The sequence below is a fragment of the Arthrobacter arnarulunnguaqae genome (genome assembly GCF_051262515.1).
GTDB lineage: Bacteria > Actinomycetota > Actinomycetes > Actinomycetales > Micrococcaceae > Arthrobacter_N.
In genome coordinates, this window is the sequence record NZ_JBIMER010000002.1 from 69,070 (window position 1) to 90,499 (window position 21,430).

Consider the following 21,430-nt stretch of genomic DNA (forward strand, 5'->3'; position numbering starts at 1 on the left):
GCCTAGGCCGACTGCCGGTGCCCCATCGCGCGGCTGATGGCGTCCGCCGTGGCGCGCACGCGCTCGCCGAGGGACCCGATGGCTTCGCGGTCGAAGCGCGACGTCGGCGTGGAGAGGCTGAGGGCGGCGATCACGCGGCCGGTGTGGTCGAACACCGGTGCACCGACGCAGCAGATGCCGGGCTCGTTTTCCTCGAGATATACATCGGATCGAATGACAAGGCTTTTGGAAGCTTCGGGCCGTCACGTACTCAGTAGATACCTCGGCCACGCCTGGTACCAGGTTGGTACCATGGGATGTCGCCATGAATCTGCGTGTTCCCAGAGACCTTGATCGCCGCCTTGACGAGCTTGCCGCCGAGGAGCATGTCTCCAAGTCGGCATTGCTACTCCAAGGTGCCGAGATGGTTCTGCAGCGCCACGCGCGGCGCCGCGAGATCGGCGAGGGAATGGACTTCATCACTGGCCATGACGCCGCGCTACTCAAACGCCTTGAGGACGCGTGACCGCGTACCCGGACATTGCGGACGCCCTGCAGGTGATTGAGCGGTACGGGTTCGACCTCCGCGACGTCGGATTGCTCGTTTCGGCACTGGCCCGGCCGGCAACCAGCGTGCGCGGCGAGGAAGCCTACCCGGAACTGACAGTGAAGGCCGGTGCCCTGCTTGAGTCGATTCCCCGGTTCCATCCGCTCATCGACGGCAACAAGCGGACGGCATGGACGCTCATGGCTTTGATGCTGTGGATCAACGGCTGCCGCCACAACTTCACCACCGAAGAAGGTTTCGCTCTTGTCCTTGGTGTTGCCGCGGGCCACATTGAAGTGAAGGATGCCGCGACTTCGATCTCGCGGCACATGGTCCCACGGTAGGCGACGTCAAACGGGTGCTAGGTTCTGGAGACATGGACGGACGCACGACTGGAGGCAGGCCCGCCGGGCCGGGACTGCTGGCGGTGCTGCTCGGCGCCGTGGGGATCGGCCCGCTGCTGACCTACGGGCTGAGCGCCACCAGCGAACTCGTGATCCGGGACCTGGGCATCAGCGAGGTGGAGTTCGGGTTCCTGGCGACCGCGTGCTTCGCGGCCGGCGCGCTCGGCAACGCCGCGCTGGGCCGGTTCTCCGACGGGAGATCGGACCGCTTTCTGATGGTGGCGGTCTACGCGCTGGCCGCCCTGGCGCTGGCGGCCGCGGCCGTCCCCGGCGGTTACCTCCTGTTGCTGATCGCGGCGTCGTTGGCCGGGCTGGCCCAGTCCTTCCCCAACGGCGTGACCAACCGGATCCTGCTGCGGCGGGTGCCCGCGGCCAAGCGCATCGGCTGGACCGGGATCAAGCAGTCCGGCGTCCAGGCCAGCCAGCTCGCCGCCAGCCTGACGTTCCCCGCGCTGGCCCTGTGGATCGGCTGGCGCGGGGCGTCCGCCGCCGGCGCCGTCCTCGCCCTGGCGCTGCTGGTCGTGACGCTGCGGCAGCTCGCGACGGTGCGGCCGCTGGAACCGTATGCGCCGCCGGAACCGGCCGCCCCGGCGTCGTCCGGGGTTCCGAGCGTTGCGCCGGTCCCGGGGCCGGCGCGCGCCGCCCGCGCGCGGCAGCCGTTCCTGGTGTGGGCGCTGGCCGCGTTCGGGTTCCTGAACGGCCTCGGCGTCCAGGCCACCAACATCTACCTCCCGCTGTTCGCGGTGCGGGAGATGGGCTTCAGCCTGGTCCTCGGTGGGATCGTGGCCGCGACCGCCGGGGCGGTCGGCGTCGTCGCGCGCGTCGGCTGGGCCCGCGCCATGTCCCGCGGCGTCTCCGCCAGGGCGCTGCTCGTGGCGCTCGGCTCGATCGCGCTCGCCGGCGCCGGGGTGTTCCTCGCGGCCGGCGCGACCGGGCACGCCGCCCTGCTCTGGACCGCGGTGGCGCTCCACGGCATCTCCGCGCTGGGGGTCAGCGTGGTCATCATGGCCGCGCTGCTGCGGAACATCCCGGCCGCCTCCATGGGATCCGCGTCCGGCATCGTGACGGCCGGCCTCTTCGCGGGATTCGCGATCGGCCCGCTGCTGATGGGAGCGTCCATCGCCGCGACCGGCGGGTTCGCGGCCGGCTGGATGGTGGTCGCGGGGACCTACGCGTGCTGCGTGCTGCTCGCGGTGTACCTGGTGCGGCGCGCCCGGAAGGCCCGGGGCTAGATACGGCTCGTCGCGGCTAGTTGCGGCGCCGCGGGGCGACCACGCGAATGACGGCGGAATCGTCGGCGGCGCCCAGGCCCAGGGCCTGGCCCTGCAGGTAGAGCTGTTCGGCGGCGGCGGCCACCGGCGTCGGCAGGCCCACCTCGCGGGCGGCCGTGGTGACGATGCCCATGTCCTTGACGAAGATGTCCAGGCGGCTGAGGACCTCGGCGCCGGCGCCGTCGTACGCCTGCAGCGAGCGCGGGCCGCGGTTGCCGAGCATGAACGACGCCGCCGCGCCGGACTGCAGCGCCTCGAGCGTTCCGGCCGGGTCCAGGCCGAGGGCGTCGGCGAGGGCGAGCGCCTCGCCGGCGGCGGCGATGTGGATGCCGCAGAGCAGCTGGTTCACGGTCTTCAGCGCCTGGCCGTCCCCGGGCTTGTCGCCCACCACGGTCAGCGTGGAGGCCAGCAGGTCCAGCGCCGGGGCGGCCTTGGCGCGGGCGGCGGGGGTGGCGCCGACGACGATCAGCAGGTCGCCCTCGCCGGCGCGGACCGGGCCGCCGGAGAGCGGGGCGTCCACGAGTTCGACGCCGGATGCGCGCAGGCGGTCCGCGACGTCCGTGACGGCCGCGACGCCGACGGTGCTGGTCATGATGACCACGGCGCCGTCCTTGAGCGACGGGGCGATCCCGGCGTCGCCGAAGAGGACGTCCTCGAGCTGTTCGCCGTTGCGCACGGCCAGCAGCACGGCGTCGACGCCGTCGACTGCCTCCGCGGCGGACTTGAACGTCTCGATGCCGGCATCCGCGGCCAGCGCGATGCGCTCGGCGGCGATGTCGAAGCCGTGGACGGTCAGGCCGGAGGCCAGGCGCGTGGCCATGGGCAGGCCCATGGCGCCGAGGCCGAGGACGGCGATGCTGTAGTTGGAGCTCACTGTTGGCTCTCCTTAATCGGTTGCCGAGAGTTTGACGGCGACGTCCGTCAGGGAGGAATCCGCGCCCACGTTGCCGGCGAAGACGATGTAGGGGATGCCGCGGGCGGGCCCGTCCTGGGGCTCCCACAGGGAGACGATGCCCGGCAGCATGGGGCCGCGGACCATCGCGTGGCGGATTTCGAGGCCGTGCGCGGCGACATCGGAGGACGTGATGCCGCCCTTGGCGATGACGAAGCGCGGGGGAGTGTGCGCCAGGGTGCGCTGGACGACGTCGACGACGGCGGCGGACACGCGCCGCGAGATGTCCAAGGACTCGTCGCCGTCGTCCGTCTTAACCAGTTCGCGCGAGGTGTGGACCACCACGTTGCCGCGGGTCAGCGCCGCCGTGATGTCCCGGACAAGTTCGGTCAGGTGCGCCTCGGCGCGCGCGGGGTCGATGACGCGGGCGACGTCGATCTCCGCGGTGAGCGCCACCGGGAGGTTGGTGCCGAGGTGGTTGAGCTGGCGGGTGGTGACGCCGACGTGGGATCCGACGACGATCAGCCCGCCGCGCGTGGCCGGCTCGCCGGCGCCGAAGATCTCCGCGGCCTCCAGCGGCGGGTGCGGGTCCTGGCCGATGACGCCGCGGACGAACGGGGGACCGGCGCGGAAGAGGTAGGTTCCCCCGCGCGCCTCCGCCAGGGCCAGGCCGAGGGCAACCTGGCGCAGGTCCTCCTCCACGACGTGGTCGACCGCGATCGGCGCGGCGTCGCTGGCGCCCAGGAGGAGTTCCGCGATGGCCTCCGGGCCGCCGGAGCGGATGGTGTGCAGGTCCAGGACCAGGACGTCCGCGGCGGCGACGGCGCCTCCGGTCTTTTCCTCCACATACCCGGGCAGGTCCGAATGCGTGTAGCCGAAGGTGGCGTCGCGGGCGAACTCCGTGTCCGCGACCGGCACCGCCTCGCCGTCGAGCACGAAGTAGTGCACGCCGCCGATCGTGACGCGGCCGGCCTCGGGGAACGCGAACGCCAGCAGCACGCCGTCCACGGGACGGGAGGTGTGCGCGGTGAATTCGCGGCCCAGCACGTCCGTCTCCAGCGGGAAGTGCCCGCGCAGGGTGGAGTCGCTGCGGGAGACGAAGGAGACGGCGACGCCGACCTCCGCGGCGGCCGCGAGGGCGGCGCGGGCCACCTCGCGGTTGCGCTGTGCCGCCGCAGCGGGGTCCAGGCTGCGCGTGTTCGTCAGCACGTAGACGGCCGGGACGTCCTGTGACAGCCCCCAGGCCAGGTCGGCGGTTTCCCAATGGGTCAGGACCGGGAGGTTGGCGACGGACTGCGTCCCGGTGGGGTCGTCGTCCAGGACCACGAACACCCGGCGGGGGCCGGATGCCATGGCGGCGCGGACGGTCCCGGCGGAGACGTCCGGCGCGGGCGGGTAGATCGCGAGAAGTTCTGCAAGAGATGCCACGTTGAATCCTTGGGTTTAGATCAGATGTCAGACATCTTAAGCGCAAAGTTCGGGTAAGGGAAGGGCTAGTCGGTTGCCAGGACGAACTTGCGCAGGTCGTCCAGCGTCTGGTCCATGTGCTCGAGCATCGCCGTCCGCGCAGCCTCCGGGCTGCCGGACTCCAGCGCGGCGAGCACGTTGCGGTGCATCTGGATCGCGTGTTCCTGGATCGCGGGAACCGCCGAGGTCTCGCGGCGCCCGGCGCCGAGCATCCTGCCCAGCGGTTCGTACAGCGCGGGGACCATGAGGTTTCCCGAGGCGCGCAGGATGACGTCGTGGAAGGCAATGTCCTCCGTGACGAAGCGGTCGACGTCTGATCCTTGGGCCCGGACCATGCCGGCAAGGTGCTTGCGCAGCAGTTCGAGGTCGGCTTCGGTGCGCCGAGCGGCGGCGAGTTCGGCCGCGCCGACCTCGATCATGCGGCGGACCTCCAACAGTTGGACGGAGACCTGCGACGCGCTGCCGGCGGCGGACATCGAACGCAGTACGGCCTCGAGCGACGTCCACGCGGAGACCGAATTGACGTAGGTGCCGCGCCCGCGGACCGCGTTGAGCACGTTCTTGGCGCGCAGTTCCTTCAGGCCCTCGCGGACGGTGAGGCGGCTGACGTCCAGCTGCGCCCCGATCTCCGCCTCCGAGGGGAGGGCGGCACCCTCGGGGAGCTCTCCGTCGATGACCCTGCGGAGGATCTCGTCGGCCACCATGTCCACCAGTGTTGCGCGTGCCATGGTTCCTTCCGGGCGGGGCCAACGTTGTTGCCCTTACAGTAGCGTGCCCCGGGCATCCGCCCGGGGCCACCATGCCGCTGCCCGCGCCCCTCGGCGGCTATGCCGTCAACGTGTAGCCGACGGCCACGACCACCGCGAGGGCCAGCAGGACGACAGCCGCCGTCCCCAGTTTCCGCCGCAGCCGCAGGGCCGCCTCGCGTTGTGCGTATCGAGATTCATAGCGTGCCACGATGGCACCTCCCAGCTTTTTAGGGCACGTCGGGCATTGCTGCCCGACGTGCCATCCCCCAAACGTGCGGCCAAATCCCCGCACCCGAGATTAATAGTCGCATGAACAATCCGACATTTCGAGCGGCTGGGCCAACAGGTTTACAAAATGTCCACCTCGTCGGGCTTGTTACGCGCCGACCTCAATTTTTGCTCAAGATTTGCCCTCGGCTCTTGCGCAAATCTTTCGTTAAAGCTGTGCACGAGTTGCTGCCGTTCTTGATGTTGCCCCTGAACAGTGATTCCCATTGCCGGGACGCGCAACGTCCCGCACCGAAAACTCGTAGGGGACTCAACGATGAACAGTATGACCAAAGGTGCGCTCGCCACGGGACTAGGTGTGGCGATGTTGCTCGGCGGCGGGGGGACCCTGGCCGTCTGGAACGACGCCGCAGGCGCGAACGCCGGGACCATCGTGGCCGGGAACCTCGATCTGAAAGCCGGCACGGGATCCTGGACCAACGGGACGGGCACCGCCGTCACCGCGGACTACCGCGTGGTCCCGGGCGATGTCCTCACCTACACCCAGCCCGTGACCGTGACGCTGTCCGGCGATCTCATGAAAGCCACCCTCACCGTCACCGGCGCCACCGACAGCGGATTCAACGCGAATGACGTGGCCCTGGGCCCTGTGACGCTCACGGATGCCAACGGTGTTGCCGTATCGGACGCCCTCACCGAGTCCGGCACGTACACGGCGTCGACGACGTTCACGTTCAAGGAATCCACCGACGCGCAATCCAGCACCAACGCACAGATCGACTTCGGCGGAATCGGGTACAAGCTGGCGCAGGTCGCACCGCAGCCGCCGGCCGCGCCGTAGCGAGCCCGCAACCACGAAGAAAGCGCAGCACATGCTGGCCACTGCCACCCTGAAGTCCGCCGCGCTGTGCGGCACCGCCGTGGTCCTCGGGCTGCTGACGGTGCAGGGGTCGCTGGCACTCTGGACGCAGACGGCGGCGTCGGCGGCCGGCTCGGTGCGGGCCGCCGATTTCGCGGTGACGGTCATCGCGGACAACGGCCAGCAGCAGCGCCTCTCCGCCAGCGGGACGCCCCGGACGGTCACCGTCGCCGGCGTCCCGGCGCTGGAGCGCGACAAGCCGGTGGTGGTCCCGGTGACGGTCACCAACGCCACCAACGCCGGCAGCGGGACCTTCACCCTCCGCACGACGGCGGGCGCGCCGACCGTCACCGGGGCGCTCGCAGGATATGTCGACGCCGCCGTCGCCCTGGCGTCCGGCGGCACCTGCGCCACGCGAACCGCGGGCAACGCCCGAGACATCGCCCAGGGCGCGGCCGGCACGTTCTGCCTCACCCTCACCCTCAAAAGCACGACGCCGGCCACGCTCAGCGGCGCGGCAGCGACGGTCGACGTCGGGATCTCCGCGCTGCAGCTCGCCCCGTAGCTGCCCCACAGACCGGAGCCCGCCCAACAGAAAGGGACACGCGCCATGGGAATGTCCGCCGTTCGCGGCCGCCTCGGCGAGGCCTGGGGGTTCGTGGCCCTCGTGATCGCGTCGCTGGCCGCCGTCGTACTGATCGTTGTTCCGTTGTTGAGCGGGTCCACCCAGTATTCGGTGCTCACCAGTTCGATGAAGCCCGGCTACCCTCCGGGAACGCTGCTGGTCGTGAAGCCCGTCGACGTCGCCGAGGTGGCACCCGGGGACGTGGTGACGTACCAGATCGCATCCGGCGAGGCCGCCGTCGTGACGCACCGGGTGGTGTCCACCGGTGTGGACCGGCAGGGCGAACGCGTTCTCTTCACGCAGGGCGACAACAACGACGTCGCGGACCCGGACCCGGTCCGCGCGGTGCAAGTGCGCGGAAGAGTCTTCTACGCGGTGCCCTACGCGGGATTCGCGGCGAACTGGCTCGGCAACCGGGACCGCGGGCTCCTCGGCCAGGCCGCCGCGTTCGGCCTGATCGGCTACGGCCTCGTCAGCCTCGCCCGCGGAATCGGCGCCCGCGCCGTGCGCCGCCGGGAGGCCGAAGCCGCCGAGGCGGCGGCGGGCGTGACGGGGGAGTGACGGTGCCGGGGCTGCGCGCCGCCGTGGTGCTCTATGTGATGATCGTGGCCGGCCTGCTGGGAGGGGGCGCGGCGTTCGCGCTCTGGAGCCAGTCGGGAACCGCGGCCGTCAACGCGACGGCCGCGCCCATGACGCCGGCGACCATCGGACGGTCGATCAGCTGCTCGCGCCAGGACACGACGGCGGCGTACGTCACCATGGAATGGAGTGCGTCCGACGCCTCCGGCTACCAGGTGACCATCACCGACAAGAACGGCGTGGCCGTGGTGCCGGAGGCGATCGTCCGGGGCGGCGTGCCGGCGACGCACACGGCCGTCTTCGAGGGAAACCTGAACCGCCCGGTGGACTACACGCTGGGCATCCTGCCGTTCGTCGGCGACCCGGACGCGCCGTCCGCGTGGATCCGCGGCCAGTCCACCACGTGGACGCTCTCGCTGGCCAAAACCGCCCAGACGCCAACCGCGACCTGTGTCTGAGGCTAAAGTGTCCGCCCGCGCGGCTAGGATGTGGGAAACATTTCAGACACGAGGGGGAACGCGTGGACCAGCGCCGCGTAGCCGTGGTCATCGAGGACGACGACGATATCCGCGGGCTTCTGGAGGCCGTGCTGCAAAGCTCGGGATTCGTGGTGCACCCGGCGCGGACCGGCGTCGCGGGGGTTGAGCTGGCATTCAAGGTGGACGCGAACCTGGTGACGTTGGATCTCGGCCTGCCGGACATCGACGGCTTCGAGGTGGCGCACCGCATCCGGCGTTTTTCCGAGGCGCACATCATCATGCTCACCGCGAGGTCGGAGGAGATCGACGCCGTCATGGGCCTGGAATCCGGCGCCGACGACTATCTGACCAAGCCCTTCAGCCCGCGGGAACTACGCGCCCGCGTCGACGCCGTCATCCGCCGCCGCGTCCGCGAGAAACGGCAGGGTCCGGGGGTCGCGCACACCGGTGCGATCCAGACCGTTGCCCCCGGGCACGGGGGCGCGGCGGGGACGACGGGCCCCGTCCCGGCGCACACGGAGGCGCCGACCGTGCGCTGCCTGACACTCAACGGCCTGGTTCTGGAGCCGGCGACGCACGTGGTGCGGCTGGGGGAGAAGGAACCGGCGTTGACGCCCACGGAGTTCACGCTGCTGAAGTCGGTCATGGAAGGCGGCCGCAACGTCCGCACGAAGGCGGACCTGGTCCGCATCCTGCGCGAGGAGGACCTGGACTCGGGGACGTTCGTCTCCGCGGCCGACGAGCGCACCATCGAGGTCCACCTGGGCAACGTGCGCCGCAAGCTCGGCGAGGACGCCCGGGCGCCGCGCTGGGTGGAGACCGTCCGCGGCGTCGGATACCGGAGCGCGAAGGCGCAGTAGCGGCCCGTTAAACGCCTCCGCCGCCCGTGTGACGGAACCCCCAAGGTTCCCGTCGGCGAGCGGCGGTTCAGCTGACCGGCCTCCGGAAACCCCCAAGATCCCCCGTGGCTGGATGATGCTGCGGCATCGGGCCCTTCGTCGGCGGCCCCCCGGCCGCCCCGTCCTGCCCTTGCGGCAAGCATGCCGTCCGATGCTCAACGGGTGGTGCGGCAAAGTCAGAAGTTTCCCTCAAGGTTTGCTCAAGATTGGCCGTGCCCGTAACTTTTCGGGCTGGCTGGTCGGCTTTTCAGGCGGGCTGGTCGGCGCACAGCACCGCGACGAGCGCGGCGAGCGCCTCGACGGACAGCGCGCCGAGGCGTTCGAGGTCCGCCATCGCCTCCCGGGCGCGGGCGCACGCGTCCGGCGCGTCCGGATCGCTGGCAATCCGGTGGAGCCGGTCGCCAAGCGCCGCGAGGGCGGTGGCTCCCGCCATCGATGCCCCGGACTTGAGCGACAGCGAAGCGTCCCGGAACGTCTCGCAGTCGCCCTGGACCACCGCCTCCATGAGGCGCTCAAGACGCGAGGGCCACAACGAGACGAACCGGTTCACGAATTCGCGCGTGGCCTCGGCGCCGACATGGCGGACCATCGCCCGCAGCTCGCCGTCGTCGACCAGGGCGGGCGCACCGCCGGCGTTGGCCGTGGGCGCATCCGTTCTCATGCCCATCATCATCCGCTTCCCGACCGCGCAACCCGTGCAAGTTTGGCTCAAGATCCGCGCAATATACTGGGGCGCATGCTTGTCCTAGCCATCGACACCTCCGCCATCGCCTCCGCCGCCCTGCTGCGGGCCCACGGCGCCGCCGGCCCGGCCGAGGTCCTCGAGTCCTTCGCGTCCGAGGAGACGAACACGCACGCCGAGGTCCTCGCGCCCGCGATCGAGGGGATTCTGGCGCAGGCCGGCGTCGCGGGGAGGGACCTGGACCGGATCGTCGTCGGCGTCGGTCCCGGTCCGTTCACCGGGTTGCGCGTCGGCATCGCGACGGCGCGCACGCTCGGCTTCGCCTGGGGCGTGCCCGTGGACGGGGCGATGAGCCTGGACGCCGTTGCCTGGGACGTGCTGGCCGACACCGATTCCGCCGGGATTCCCGAGGGTGGCTTCACGGTAGCAATCGACGCGCGGCGGAAGGAACTGTACTGGGCGCGCTATCGGCCCGACGGCACGCTGGCGGAAGGGCCGCACGTCTCCGCCGCGGAGGAGCTGCCGGCCGGGCCCGTCTACGGGACGGGCGCCGGCCTCTACGCCGAACGTTTGGCGGCTGTCGGGGCGCACGGCGTTCCCGCGTTCGCCTCCCGGCACCCGAACGCGGCGTCGCTCGGCGCATTCGCCCTGGCCTCGCTGGCCCGCGGAAGGGAACCGCTCTCCACCGCGCCCCTGTACCTGCGCGAATCCGACGCGAAGGTCCCCGCCGCGATGAAACGCCCGTCCGGGTTCGGGAAGTGAGCGCCGATTCGGACAGCGGCTGGTGCATCCGGGAGATGACCGCCGAGGACGTCACCGCGGTCTACGCCCTGGAGGCGGCGCTGTTCCCGCGGGACGCCTGGCCCGAACGGATGTTCCGCGAGGAGCTGGCGCAGGCCGGCACCCGGCGCTACTGGGTGGTCGAGGACGGCGGGAGCATCGTCGCCTACTGCGGCATGATGTGCGTGCTGCCGCTGGCCGACGTGCAGACCATCGCCGTCGTTCCCGGGCACGAGGGTCGGGGCATCGGCTCCGCCCTGCTGACCGGCCTGATCGGGGAGGCGCGCGGGCGCGGGGCGCGGGACGTCATGTTGGAGGTGCGGGCCGACAACCCGCGCGCGCAGGCGCTGTACGTGCGGTTCGGGTTCGAGCCGATCCACGTGCGCAAGGGGTACTACCCCGGCGGAACCGACGCCGTGATCATGCGCCTGATGCTGCAGCCGGGCCCGCGCTAGGGTTGTCCACAAAACACCCAACGACAGAAACGACGTGCACATGTTGCGCAACCAACGACCGGCGGCGGTCCTCGCGGCACTCTCACTCGCGTTCGCCGCGGCACTGGGTGCGGCGCCCGCGGCAGTGGCCGCGCCCGCCGTCGTGCCCTATTCCGCCGCTACGGCCCCGCTGGCCGTGCCCGCCGCGAAGAAGGCGGCGCCGCGCAATCCCGCCCGGGCCGACGTGCTGGTCAACAAGTCCCACCCGCTGGTGCCCCGGACCTATGTCCCGCGCCTGGTCACGGTCAAGGGCGTGGCCGGCGTCCCCGTGAAACTGCAGCCCGGCGCGGCCGCCGCCTACGCGAAGATGGCCGCCGGAGCCCGGAAGGGCGGCGTGGTGCTGCGGGCGACCTCGAGCTACCGCTCGTACAAGACCCAGGCCACGCTGATGGCCAACTACACGCGCTGGTACGGCGCGGCGTACGCCAAACGCGTGGTCGCCCCGGCGGGCACCTCCGAACACCAGACCGGGCTCGCCGTCGACGTCTCCACCGCGGCGGGCGCGGGCGGCTGGATGGCCCGGAACGCCTACCGCTACGGGTACATCCTGCGCTACCCGCCGGGCCGGGGCGCGGTCACCGGGTACGGGTACGAGCCCTGGCACTACCGCTACGTCGGCACCGCGATCGCTTCCTCCATGCGCGGGAGCGGGACGCCGACGCTCGAGCACCACCTTGGCGCCGTGGCCCAGGCGTCCGCCGCGAGGGCGGGTACGAAGACCACCACCGCGAACCTCAACCTGCGCGCTGGCGCCGGGACCGGCCACCGCATACTGGCGACGGTGCCGAAGGGCAAGACGGTCGCCACCACGGGCAAGCGCAGCGGGTCCTGGCACCAGGTGAAGTACGGCGCCCGAACGGGATGGATGTCCGGGACGTACCTCAGGTAGCGGGGGCGCCGGGGGCGGCGAACGCGCGTGCGGCGCGCAGGACCAGTTCCAGCTCGAACCGCGCCCGCGGGTCCTCCAGGTCGTCGCCGAAGAGCTCGCGCAGCTGCGCCACCCGGTAGCCGACCGTCTGCGCGTGGATACCCAGCTCCGCGGCGACCGGCGCGCGCTGCCCCCAGTGCCGCAGCCAGCTCAGGAGGGTCTCCTCCAGCCGCTCGCGCTGGGCCGGGCGCAGCGACTCCAGCGGCGCCAGCCGGTGGGCGGCCAACTCGTCGACGGCGAGCGGCTCGGCGCCGAGGACGATCCGCGACAGGTGTTCGTCCGCCCACAGCGGGAGTTCGTCCGCGCGTTCGTCGGCGGGCAGAGCGGCGGCGGCCAGCACCGCCAATCGCAGCGACCCGCCGGCCCGCTCCCAGTCCCCGGCCGGCCCGACAACGGCATCCCGGCCGCTCAGCGTTCCGGCCAGCGCGTTCCGCTCGGTGGCGCCGGACGGCGCGGGCAGCACGACGACGGCGTCGGTCTCGCGTTCGACGACCAGGGCGCGCGACCCCAGCCGCAGCCGCAGCCCCGCGGTGTTGCCGAGCGGCAGCGTCACCACGCACAGGCGTTGGGGGAGCACCCAGTCGGCCATCGCCGCCGCCTGCCGCAGCGAGCCCTCGTCCGTCCGGCCGAGCAGCAGGAGCTGGACCAGGTCCGTGCGGCGCCGCTCCAGTTCCCCCGCGCGCTCGGACTGCTCGAACGCGTAGGCCTCCACGCTGACCGCCGAGAGCTCGTCGATGTACGCGAGGACCGATTCGCCCAGGTTCACCACCACCTCGGACCCCAGCCCCATGTCCATGGAGACCTTCGACAGCTCGCGGAACGTCACGCGCGCCCCGGAACGGTAGGCGCCCAGCAGTGCGTCCATGCTGCGGCCCTGGCGGAACTCGCCGCTGCCCAGGCCCGCCACCAGCTCGCGCGTCTCCACCGACAGCGCCGGTCCCGAGGTGCCGGGGAGGTCGAGGAACCGGTCCAGCGCGCCGGCGACGCCGCGGCGCAGGCCCCGGCCGAATCGACCCTCGATGGGGCGCGCGTAGGCGGGGACCAGCTGCGGCACGGCGTTGATGATCGCCTCGACGACGTGCGGGAGGTGCGGCCGCAGGGCCTCGCCGACCTCGCGGGGGACCGCGAGCCACGGCGGATCGGTGTGCTGCCCCGAAGGGCCGGTGGGAGCGACCTCTGACATGCGGGGACTCGCGTTCTTTAGTGCGTGGAGACAGTTTCCTGCCGCCAATCGTATGCCTTGCATGGAGAAATGTTGCCCTGGTCGCCATAGACTGGTGTCATGATTCGGCTCCGTTCGCTGGCACAGGCCGCATCCGTACTGACCCACCCGCTGACCGCGGAGGATGTCCTCTCGCTGTTCGATCCGGTGTTCTCCCACCGGCAGCTCCGGGGCGTGGTCACGTCCGTGGTGCGCGAGAACGCCAACTCCACCACCATCCATTTCCGCCCGGGACGCGGCTGGAAGGCGCACGCCGCGGGCCAGTGGGCGCGCATCGGCGTCGAACTGGACGGGGTGCGCCACTGGCGCTCCTACTCCCTCAGCGCGGCCGCCGGCCAGGACCCCGCGATCACCGTGACCGACGTCGGCTCCGTCTCCGGCACGCTGGTCCGCGAAACCAAGCCCGGGGACGTCCTGTTCCTCGCGCCTCCGCAGGGCGACTTCACGCTCCCCGAGCACCCGCGCCCGTTGCTGATGCTCACGGCCGGCAGCGGCATCACCCCGGTGATGTCCATGATCCGCACGCTGGTCCCGCGAAGGCCCGACGCCGACGTCGTGCTGGTGCACTCGGCCCGCAGCTCCGCGGACAGCCTGTTCCTCGAGGAGCTGCGCGAACTCGCCGACCAGTTCCCCAACCTGCGCGTCGTGGAGCACTTCACGTCCGAGTCCGGGCGGCTGAACCTCGCCGACGCCGCCGCGGTCGACGCCGTGTGCCCCGACTGGCGCGAGCGCGCCGCCTACGCCTGCGGCCCGACGGGGTTCCTGGACGACGCCGAGAAGCTCTGGTCCGAGTCCATGGGCGTCGAGGGCGGCGCCGAGGACCTGATCATCGAGCGCTTCACCACCGACCTCGCCGGCGGCGAGGGCGAGGAGGGCGGCCTCGTGACGTTCGAGACGTCCGACCGCGAGATCGAGGCGCCCGGCGACGAACCCCTGCTCGACGTCGGCGAGGACGCCGGGGTCCTCATGCCCAGCGGGTGCCGCATGGGCATCTGCCACAGCTGCCTCACCCCCCTGCGCGCCGGCAAGGTCCGCGACCTGCGCACCGGCGAAGTCCACGGCGAACCCGGCCAACTGATCCAAACGTGTGTCTCGGCTGCCGCCGGACCCGTCAACCTCGACCTCTAGTCAACCTCGACCTCTAAGGAGAGAACCGATGACGACAACGACCACCAGGCCCACCGAGGCGGACGACACCAAGTCGTACGCCCCGGAAACCACCGTCCGCAAGCGCAAGCCCGGAATCCTCCCCGAAACCGGCTCCCCGGCGGTCCGACCGCCGTCGGCCGCGCACCTCTCCGACGAGCAGGTGGCGGAGCTGTGCCGGGAGCTGGACGCGATCAAGGACGACGTGCTGGCCAAGCGCGGGTCCGCGGACGCCGCCTACATCCGACGCGTCATCAAGGTGCAGCGCACCCTGGAGATCGCCGGCCGCGCGGCCCTGATCGGCGCCGGGCGCAACAAGTACGCCTGGGTCGCCGGGACCGCGATGCTCTCCGCGTCGAAGATCATCGAGAACATGGAGATCGGGCACAACATCCTGCACGGCCAGTGGGACTGGATGCGCGACCCGGACATCCACTCCACCACCTGGCAGTGGGACTTCATGACGCCGGCCCGCTCGTGGCAGCACACCCACAACGACCAGCACCACCGGTGGACCAACGTCCTGGGCAAGGACAAAGACGTGGGCTACAACCTGCTGCGCATGGACCCGGACCAGCAGTGGAAGCCGGTCAACGTCCTGAACCCGGTGTTCAACGCGATCCTGGCGCCGGTGTTCGACTGGGGCATCGCCCTGTACGACCTGGAGATCACCGAGCTCAAGGCGGGGGAGAAGTCCAAGGAGGACTTCATCCGCGACCTGAAGGCGTTCGGCAAGTCCGCCATGAACCAGGTGACCAAGGACTTCCTGGCCACCCCGGCCCTCGGGATGCTCAGCGGATCGGGCAAGCAGGCGCTGATGGGTACGCTGGTGGCCACCGCCACCCGCAACATCTGGGCGCACGCCGTCATCTTCTGCGGGCACTTCCCCGAGGGGGCCGAGACGTTCTCCGAGGAGATGGTCGACGGCGAGACGCGCGGCGACTGGTACGTGCGGCAGATGATCGGGTCCTCCAACATCTCCGGGTCCAAGCTGATGCACTTCATGACCGGCAACCTGTCCCACCAGGTGGAGCACCACCTGTTCCCGGACCTGCCGTCCAACCGCTACGCCGAGGTGGCCCCGAAGGTCAGGGAGATCTGCCGCCGCTACGGCCTCCCGTACAACACGGGTCCGCTCTACAAGCAGGTCGGCTCGGCCTGGGCCAAGGTCTTCCGCCTGGCCCTGCCGTAGCCCCGTAGCCCCGTAATCTCGACGAACGCAGATGCCCACCCCCTGCGTTTCGACGAAGGTAGATGTCCGTTTTCCTCGGAATCCGGGCATCTACCTTTGTCGAAACGGGAGGGGCGGGCATCTGGCGTCGTCGAAACGAAGTCACCGCAAACCCGGCGCCTCGCCCAGACCCTAAACTGGACAGCATGACTCCCTCCGCCGCGCCGCTGGTCCTCGGCATCGAATCCTCCTGCGACGAGACCGGCGTCGGAATCGTCCGCGGCACGGAGCTGCTGGCCAACGCCGTCAGCTCCTCGATGGACGAACATGTCCGCTTCGGCGGGGTCATCCCCGAAATCGCCTCGCGGGCGCACCTGGACGCCATGGTCCCCACGCTCCGCGCCGCGCTGGACGCCGCGGGGGTCACCCTGGACGAGCTCGACGCGCTCGCCGTCACCTCCGGCCCGGGGCTCTCCGGCGCCCTCATGGTCGGCGTCGCCGCCGCGAAGGCGCTTTGCCTCGCCACCGGCAAGCCGCTCTACGCGATCAACCACCTGGTGGCCCACGTCGGCGTCGGGGTGCTCGACGGCGGCGCGCTGCCGTCCAGCCTCGGAGCGCTGCTGGTCTCCGGCGGCCACACGGAGATCCTCAAGGTCGATTCGCTGGCCACCGACGTCGTCCTGCTCGGGGCGACGATCGACGACGCCGCCGGCGAGGCGTACGACAAGGTGGCCCGGCTGCTCGGCCTCGGCTACCCTGGCGGGCCGGCCATCGACGCGATCGCCAGGCAGGGCGACCCGAAGGCGATCCGTTTCCCGCGCGGGCTGACGCTGCCCAAGTTCACCGGCACCGCGGAGATCCCCGGCAGGCACCGCTACGACTTCTCCTTCTCCGGGCTCAAGACCGCGGTCGCCCGCTGCGTGGAGCAGTACGAGGCGCGCGGCGAGCAGCCCCCGGTGGCGGACATCGCGGCGTCGTTCCAGGAGGCCGTCGTCGACGTCGTCACGTCCAAGGCCGTGCTGGCCTGCCGCGAGCACGGGCTGGAGAACCTGCTGCTCGGCGGGGGGGTGGCGGCCAACACCCGGCTGCGCGAACTGCTCGCGGCCCGGTGCGCGTCCGCCGGCATCTCGCTGCGCATCCCGAAGCCGAGCCTCTGCACGGACAACGGCGCCATGGTCGCGGCGCTGGCCGCGCAGCTGGTGGTGGCCGGCGTCGCCCCGTCAGGGATCGCGTTCGGCACCGACTCCGGTCAGCCCGTCGGCGCGATTTCGCTGTAGGCCGCCATGGAATCCACCCTGTTGATGAGCGCGCTGCTGGGCCTCGGCATGGCCGGGCTGTACTTCGGCATCTGGGCGTACGACGGCATCTGGCGCTCGTGGGCCGGATCCGCCTGGGGGCGCCACTGCCCGCACCTCGGCATCGGGATCCTCTGGGCCGGGGCGGGCCTGACGATGGCGTCCTTCGCGTTCGCGATGGACGAGCTGTTCGAGTCGCCCGGAACCGCGCGCGCGGCCTTCGCCGTCTGCGCGGTCGGGGGCACCGGCGTCGTGCTGGTTTCCGTGGTCCTCGGGTTGACCCGGTTCCCGCGCTTCATGGTCCCGGCGTGGCTGCGGGCGTACCTGGACGGGAAGTGACATCCGGCGCCGTTTCGCCGAAGCCAACCACCGCTCCCTCCCGTTTCGACGAAGGCAGATGTCCCTTTTCGGGCCGAAACGAGCATCTGCCTTCGTCGAAACGAGGGGGGAGAGCATCTGGCTTGGGCGAAAGCGGGGCGGGTCAGGCGATGTGCATCCGCGCGACGTTGTCCGCGACGACGGCGCGCAGGTCGCCGTCGTGCGCCTTCGCCACCCGCCGCTGCCACTGGTAGCCGGCGCCGCCGCGGATGATCCGCTCGACGTCCACCAGCTCGTCGGAGCAGCCCAGCTTCTTCGCGACCGGCTCCAGCCGGTTGAGCTCCCGCTCCAGGTGCTCGGTCACCAGCATCTCGTCCCCCGCGGCGTTGAGGATGATGATGGCGTCCAGCCCGTAGCGGGCCGCGCGCCACTTGTTCTCCACTCGGTACCACGGGGGCATGACCGGGATGGTCCCGCCGTTGTCCAAGGTGGTGGACATGTCATCCACTAGACATTGCGTCAGGGCGGCGATCGCGCCGATGTCCTGCAGCGAGGACAGGCCGTCGGCGATGCGCATCTCCACGGTCCCGAACCGCGGCACCGGGCGGATGTCCCAGCGGATCTCGGTGATGTCGTCGATGACGCCGGTGTGGACCATGTCCCGCACGTACCCCTCGAAGCCCTCCCACGTCTCGAAGTGGTAGGGGAGCCCGGCGGTCGGCAGCTGCTGGAACATGAGGGCGCGCTGCGAGGCGTACCCGGTGTCCTCGCCGCCCCAGAACGGGCTCGACGCCGACAACGCCTGGAAGTGCGGCTGGTAGTTGACCAGGCCGTCGACGATCGGCAGCGCCTTGTCCCGGCGGTCCAGCCCCACGTGGACGTGCACCCCGTAGATGACCATCTGCTGGCCCCACCACTGCGTGCGGTCGATCAGCTTCGCGTAGCGCTCCTTGTTGGTCACCGGCTGCAGCTTCGGCGGCGCGAAAGGGTGCGACCCGGCGCAGTACAGGTCCACGCCCATGGGGTCGGTGACGTCGCGGATGGCCTTGATGTTCGTGTGGAGCTGCCTCTTCGCCTCGTCGACCGTGTCGCAGACCCCGGTGACGATCTCCACCGTGTTCAGCAGGAGCTCCTGCTTGATGTGCGGATGCTCCTCGTCCTCGTCGAGTTCGCCGTGGAGGGTGTGGACCCCGAGCAGCACCTCCTGCGCGACCGAACGCAGGTCGCCGGTCTCGCTGTCCACGAGCGCGATCTCCCATTCGACGCCGAGGGTGGACTGCCGGGACTCGGCGAAATCGATCTGCATCCAGGCTCCTGAAAATCGTGCGGGTGGGACGGCTGACAGTCTATCGGCACCGGTACCCTTGGACCCGTGGCCTTGCGCATGAGAACCCTGACCGTGACGGTACTCACCGCCACCCTCGCCCTGGCGGCGTGCACCCCGACGCCGGCGCCGCCCTCGGGCACGACGCCGGGTGCGCCGGGCGCGGGCGGCGACGCACCGGCGTCGTCCTCCAGTGCGCCGGACCCCGAACGCACGTCCTGGGGGCCGCTGGCGTCCGACGTCGAGGCGGCCGCCGACGCCGTCGCAGCCATGGGCACCGCGGAGAAGGCGGGGCAGGTGCTCGTCGACCACTACACCGGGACCGATCCCGCCGCCGAGCTGGCCAAGGTCGACGAGCTGCACCTGGGCGGCGTGATCGTGATGGGCGACAACGTGCCGCTGGCCGCGGGCGGAAACGCGGGCGGCGCCGCGGCCGGCGAGGGCGCCGCCGGCGGAGCGAGCGGAGTCGACACCGAGGCCCTGGCGGCGACGACCGCGAGGTTCCAAGAGACGCTCGGCTCCGGCCGCGACTGGCCCGGCATCGTCGCCGTCGACCAGGAGGGCGGGGCCGTGGCGCGCGTCAAGGCGCCGCTGACCGAATGGCCCGCGCCGATGGCGTACGGCGCGGCGGACGACGCCGGACTGACCGCCCGGGCGCACGAGGCCATGGCCACCGAACTCGCCGCGCTGGGATTCACGATGGACTTCGCGCCCGACGCCGACGTGACGCTCGGCCCCGCCGACCCGGTGATCGGGGCGCGATCGTTCTCCTCGGATCCGGAGTTCGTCGGCGAGCACGCCGCGGCGGGGATCGAGGGCATGCTCGACGCCGGGGTGCTGCCGTCCGCGAAACACTTCCCCGGGCACGGCTCGGTGACCACGGATTCCCACGTGGGGCTGCCCGTGCAGGACGCCTCCCTGGAGGAGCTGCGGACGCGGGACTGGGCGCCGTTCTCCCGGACGATCGAGGCGGGGGCGCCGATGGTGATGGTGGGGCACATCGCCGTCGAGGCGCTGGAGCCCGGCGTCCCGTCGTCGCTCTCCTCCGCGACGTACGACGCGCTGCGGGACCTCGGATTCGAGGGCGTGGCCGTGACCGACGCGCTGAACATGGGCGCGGTGGAGCAGTCCGCGCCGGGCGGCGGGGCGGCGGTGGACGCGCTGGCGGCCGGGGCCGACCTGCTGCTGATGCCGACGTCTGTCGAAGAGGCCCACGCGGCGGTGGTCGCGGCGGTGGACTCCGGAGAGGTGCCCGCGGAGCGGCTGGACGAGGCGGCGACGCGGGTCGTGGCGATGATGATGTGGCAGGGGCGGCTGGCGTCCGAGCTGGACGACGGCGGACGGTCGCTGTCCGCGGCGGACCCGGCGTCCTCCGGGGAGGGCGCGGGGGTCGAGCTGGGTGCGGAGCTGGCCCGGGCGTCCGTGACCGTGGTGGACGGGGAGTGTTCCGGGGCGCTGGTCGGGGCCGGAATCCGGATCGCCGGCGGGACCGCGGAGGACCGCGCGCGGCTTGCGGAGGCCGCGGGGAAGGCCGGGTTGGCCGTGGGATCGGGGGAACTCGTGACGCTGCTGGGCGGATCCCACGGGGCCGGCGCGGGCGACGTGGTGGTGTCCCTGGATGCGCCGTGGGGGCTGGCGGGGTCCGCCGCGGGGACGAAGATCGCGCTCTACGGGCGGACGGTGGAATCCTTTGGGGCCCTGGTGGCGGTGCTGAAGGGCGAGTCCGAGGCCCCGGGGCGGCTCCCGGTCGCGGTAGGGGAGTACCCGGCCGGAACGGGCTGCTAAGGCCCCCTCTCCCTCCCTCTCGTTTCGACGGAGGTAGATGTCGGTTTCGGGGCCGAAACCGACATCTACCTCCGTCGAAACGGAGGGGTGCGACATCTGGCTTCGTCGAAAATGGGGAGGGCGGCGGCGGTGTCCGAGGGCGCCCCCCGTGGGTGCGACGGCGGGTGGCGCGGCCCCGGCGTCGTGCCTGTGGATATCGCCTGCGGCGATTCGCCCTTTTAGGCACCATGGGGTCATGGAGAATCCGGACCCCGCGAAACCCCCGCCCGAGCCGCCGGGCATATTCGTGTTCGCGGACGGCCTCGCGCGGGGGATGACGCCGGGGAAGCTGCGCTCGTCCCGGTTCGAAGCGCCGACGCGAGGGCTGCGGCAGGTGCCCGACAACGGGGAGCCGCGGCTCGACGTCCTACGCGCATACATGCGGCTGGACCGCGGGACGTACCTCAGCCACCGGAGCGCCGCGCAGGCCTGGGGCATGTGGGCGCCGGACCGGGACGGCGTGTTTCCGATCCACGTCACGCGCGTCAGGGGCAGGGGTGGGCACGCGCGGCGGCCGAACGTCGTCGGACACGTGGCGCCGCTGCTGGAACGCGACCGGCGCGTGGTGGAGCGGATCGCGCTGACGTCGCCCGCCTGGACGTGGGCGGATCTGGCCGGGACGGGGCTGAGCCTGGGTGACCTGGTGGCCGCCGGCGACTCGCTGCTCCAACCCGAGGACGGGCCGCCGCGGCCGGACGATGTCCTCGGAACGCACCCGCTCGCCACGCTGGCCGAGATCGACGACGTCCTCGACCGCCGTTGCTCCGTCCCCGGCGTGCGGCTGGCGCGCGAGGCCCGCGAGCTGCTGCGGCCCGGTTTCTATTCGCCGATGGAGTCGCGGCTGCGGGGGATGCTGGTCGCGGAGGGCATCGGGGACCTGGAGGTCAACGTCCGGCTCGAGTTCCCGGACGGGTGGTCCGTGGTGCCGGATCTGGTGATCCGGTGGGCGCGCATCGCGATCGAGTATGACGGCGAGCACCACCGCCTGGACCGGAAGCAGTACGAGCACGACATCGACCGCGACGCCGGGCTGCGCGATCGCGGATGGAAGGTGCTGAAGGTGACGAAGACCGTGTTCACGCCCGCGGGCAGGGACAAGTTCCTCGGCCGGCTGCGACGCGAACTGCTGCTGGCCGAGGACGCCTGACGCGGGCCAGCACGGATTTCGACGGAGGTAGATGCCCCGTTCATCCGTTTCGACGAGGGCAGATGTCGGATTCGCGCCCGAAACCGACATCTGCCTTCGTCGAAACGGGGGAGGGAGGGCG

At 71.3% G+C, this 21,430-nt stretch carries 25 protein-coding genes; 17 read left to right on the forward strand and 8 right to left on the reverse strand.

Annotated features, from left to right (window positions below; translation table 11 throughout):
- Positions 1-2 precede the first annotated feature (2 nt).
- Positions 3-215: an IclR family transcriptional regulator domain-containing protein gene (locus ACHAAJ_RS02495; protein ID WP_435726587.1), complete on the reverse strand. Its 213-nt coding sequence runs from the start codon at positions 213-215 to the stop codon at positions 3-5.
- A gap of 89 nt (positions 216-304) precedes the next feature.
- Between ACHAAJ_RS02495 and ACHAAJ_RS02500 the strand changes: the two genes are divergently transcribed.
- Genes ACHAAJ_RS02500 through ACHAAJ_RS02510 form a run of 3 tightly spaced genes read left to right on the forward strand, consistent with a single transcriptional unit; the run spans position 305 to position 2,162 of the window.
- Complete coding sequence (locus ACHAAJ_RS02500; RefSeq protein WP_435726283.1) at positions 305-505, forward strand: ribbon-helix-helix protein, CopG family; 201 nt, start codon at positions 305-307, stop codon at positions 503-505.
- Positions 502-870 (forward strand): type II toxin-antitoxin system death-on-curing family toxin, encoded by a 369-nt coding sequence (locus tag ACHAAJ_RS02505; RefSeq protein WP_435726284.1) that lies wholly within the window; start codon positions 502-504, stop codon positions 868-870. The genes ACHAAJ_RS02500 and ACHAAJ_RS02505 overlap by 4 nt, the downstream gene beginning before the upstream one ends.
- A 32-nt stretch (positions 871-902) precedes the next feature.
- Entirely contained in the window at positions 903-2,162 is a 1,260-nt protein-coding gene (locus ACHAAJ_RS02510; RefSeq protein WP_435726285.1) for an MFS transporter, read from the forward strand.
- A gap of 16 nt (positions 2,163-2,178) precedes the next feature.
- Here the strand turns inward: ACHAAJ_RS02510 and ACHAAJ_RS02515 are convergent, their stop codons facing one another.
- From ACHAAJ_RS02515 to ACHAAJ_RS02530, 4 genes are all read right to left on the reverse strand, one after another.
- A complete protein-coding gene (locus ACHAAJ_RS02515) occupies positions 2,179-3,075 on the reverse strand; it encodes an NAD(P)-dependent oxidoreductase (protein WP_435726286.1) in 897 nt (298 codons plus the stop codon).
- Positions 3,076-3,087: 12 nt separating this feature from the next.
- A complete protein-coding gene (locus ACHAAJ_RS02520; RefSeq protein ID WP_435726287.1) occupies positions 3,088-4,521 on the reverse strand; it encodes a four-carbon acid sugar kinase family protein in 1,434 nt (477 codons plus the stop codon).
- A gap of 65 nt (positions 4,522-4,586) precedes the next feature.
- Positions 4,587-5,288, reverse strand: coding sequence for a FadR/GntR family transcriptional regulator (locus tag ACHAAJ_RS02525; protein WP_435726288.1), 702 nt, complete (start codon positions 5,286-5,288; stop codon positions 4,587-4,589).
- A gap of 97 nt (positions 5,289-5,385) precedes the next feature.
- Complete coding sequence (locus ACHAAJ_RS02530; protein WP_435726289.1) at positions 5,386-5,517, reverse strand: hypothetical protein; 132 nt, start codon at positions 5,515-5,517, stop codon at positions 5,386-5,388.
- 336 nt (positions 5,518-5,853) lie between these two features.
- Here ACHAAJ_RS02530 and ACHAAJ_RS02535 point away from each other — a divergent pair, with 336 nt between their 5' ends.
- The 5 genes from ACHAAJ_RS02535 to ACHAAJ_RS02555 all read left to right on the forward strand — a co-directional run bounded on the left by ACHAAJ_RS02535 (position 5,854) and on the right by ACHAAJ_RS02555 (position 8,939).
- Positions 5,854-6,378, forward strand: coding sequence for an alternate-type signal peptide domain-containing protein (locus ACHAAJ_RS02535; protein ID WP_435726290.1), 525 nt, complete (start codon positions 5,854-5,856; stop codon positions 6,376-6,378).
- 31 nt (positions 6,379-6,409) lie between these two features.
- Positions 6,410-6,961 carry a hypothetical protein gene (locus tag ACHAAJ_RS02540; protein WP_435726291.1) on the forward strand — a complete coding sequence of 184 codons (552 nt, stop codon included), beginning with the start codon at positions 6,410-6,412 and terminating at the stop codon, positions 6,959-6,961.
- Positions 6,962-7,006: 45 nt separating this feature from the next.
- Positions 7,007-7,582, forward strand: a complete 576-nt coding sequence (locus ACHAAJ_RS02545) for a signal peptidase I (protein WP_435726292.1) — start codon at positions 7,007-7,009, stop codon at positions 7,580-7,582.
- 2 nt (positions 7,583-7,584) lie between these two features.
- Positions 7,585-8,058 (forward strand): hypothetical protein, encoded by a 474-nt coding sequence (locus tag ACHAAJ_RS02550; RefSeq protein WP_435726293.1) that lies wholly within the window; start codon positions 7,585-7,587, stop codon positions 8,056-8,058.
- Between the two features lie 62 nt (positions 8,059-8,120).
- Positions 8,121-8,939 carry a response regulator transcription factor gene (locus tag ACHAAJ_RS02555; protein ID WP_435726294.1) on the forward strand — a complete coding sequence of 273 codons (819 nt, stop codon included), beginning with the start codon at positions 8,121-8,123 and terminating at the stop codon, positions 8,937-8,939.
- A gap of 286 nt (positions 8,940-9,225) precedes the next feature.
- On the opposite strand, the gene ACHAAJ_RS02560 is transcribed toward ACHAAJ_RS02555, so the two are convergent.
- Positions 9,226-9,639 carry an Hpt domain-containing protein gene (locus ACHAAJ_RS02560; protein ID WP_435726295.1) on the reverse strand — a complete coding sequence of 138 codons (414 nt, stop codon included), beginning with the start codon at positions 9,637-9,639 and terminating at the stop codon, positions 9,226-9,228.
- 75 nt (positions 9,640-9,714) lie between these two features.
- Between ACHAAJ_RS02560 and tsaB the strand changes: the two genes are divergently transcribed.
- From tsaB to ACHAAJ_RS02575, 3 genes are read left to right on the forward strand one after another with little or no spacing between them, the layout of a single operon-like run.
- On the forward strand, positions 9,715-10,422 hold the full coding sequence (tsaB, locus tag ACHAAJ_RS02565) for a tRNA (adenosine(37)-N6)-threonylcarbamoyltransferase complex dimerization subunit type 1 TsaB (protein WP_435726296.1): 708 nt from the start codon (positions 9,715-9,717) through the stop codon (positions 10,420-10,422).
- Between the two features lie 35 nt (positions 10,423-10,457).
- The gene (gene rimI / locus ACHAAJ_RS02570; RefSeq protein WP_435726588.1) at positions 10,458-10,895 is read left to right on the forward strand and encodes a ribosomal protein S18-alanine N-acetyltransferase; all 438 of its coding nucleotides are present in this window, start codon (positions 10,458-10,460) and stop codon (positions 10,893-10,895) included.
- Positions 10,896-10,935: 40 nt separating this feature from the next.
- Positions 10,936-11,823 carry a D-alanyl-D-alanine carboxypeptidase family protein gene (locus ACHAAJ_RS02575; RefSeq protein WP_435726297.1) on the forward strand — a complete coding sequence of 296 codons (888 nt, stop codon included), beginning with the start codon at positions 10,936-10,938 and terminating at the stop codon, positions 11,821-11,823.
- On the opposite strand, the gene ACHAAJ_RS02580 is transcribed toward ACHAAJ_RS02575, so the two are convergent.
- Complete coding sequence (locus ACHAAJ_RS02580) at positions 11,816-13,045, reverse strand: PucR family transcriptional regulator (protein WP_435726299.1); 1,230 nt, start codon at positions 13,043-13,045, stop codon at positions 11,816-11,818. The two genes, ACHAAJ_RS02575 and ACHAAJ_RS02580, sit on opposite strands and share 8 nt — an antisense overlap.
- A gap of 99 nt (positions 13,046-13,144) precedes the next feature.
- On the opposite strand from ACHAAJ_RS02580, the gene ACHAAJ_RS02585 reads away from it, so the two are divergent.
- The 4 genes from ACHAAJ_RS02585 (at position 13,145) to ACHAAJ_RS02600 (ending at position 17,035) form a co-directional block, all read left to right on the forward strand.
- The gene (locus ACHAAJ_RS02585) at positions 13,145-14,212 is read left to right on the forward strand and encodes a ferredoxin reductase (RefSeq protein ID WP_435726300.1); all 1,068 of its coding nucleotides are present in this window, start codon (positions 13,145-13,147) and stop codon (positions 14,210-14,212) included.
- Positions 14,213-14,240: 28 nt separating this feature from the next.
- The gene (locus ACHAAJ_RS02590; protein WP_435726302.1) at positions 14,241-15,422 is read left to right on the forward strand and encodes a fatty acid desaturase family protein; all 1,182 of its coding nucleotides are present in this window, start codon (positions 14,241-14,243) and stop codon (positions 15,420-15,422) included.
- A 185-nt stretch (positions 15,423-15,607) separates the two neighbouring features.
- Positions 15,608-16,678 (forward strand): tRNA (adenosine(37)-N6)-threonylcarbamoyltransferase complex transferase subunit TsaD, encoded by a 1,071-nt coding sequence (gene tsaD / locus ACHAAJ_RS02595; RefSeq protein ID WP_435726304.1) that lies wholly within the window; start codon positions 15,608-15,610, stop codon positions 16,676-16,678.
- 6 nt (positions 16,679-16,684) lie between these two features.
- Positions 16,685-17,035 (forward strand): hypothetical protein, encoded by a 351-nt coding sequence (locus ACHAAJ_RS02600; protein ID WP_435726305.1) that lies wholly within the window; start codon positions 16,685-16,687, stop codon positions 17,033-17,035.
- Between the two features lie 142 nt (positions 17,036-17,177).
- Here the strand turns inward: ACHAAJ_RS02600 and ACHAAJ_RS02605 are convergent, their stop codons facing one another.
- Positions 17,178-18,320, reverse strand: coding sequence for a glutamate--cysteine ligase (locus tag ACHAAJ_RS02605; RefSeq protein WP_435726306.1), 1,143 nt, complete (start codon positions 18,318-18,320; stop codon positions 17,178-17,180).
- Positions 18,321-18,398: 78 nt separating this feature from the next.
- Here ACHAAJ_RS02605 and ACHAAJ_RS02610 point away from each other — a divergent pair, with 78 nt between their 5' ends.
- Positions 18,399-20,123, forward strand: coding sequence for a glycoside hydrolase family 3 protein (locus tag ACHAAJ_RS02610; RefSeq protein ID WP_435726308.1), 1,725 nt, complete (start codon positions 18,399-18,401; stop codon positions 20,121-20,123).
- A gap of 235 nt (positions 20,124-20,358) precedes the next feature.
- Positions 20,359-21,309, forward strand: coding sequence for a putative endonuclease domain-containing protein (locus ACHAAJ_RS02615; RefSeq protein WP_435726310.1), 951 nt, complete (start codon positions 20,359-20,361; stop codon positions 21,307-21,309).
- The last annotated feature ends 121 nt before the right edge of the window (positions 21,310-21,430 follow it).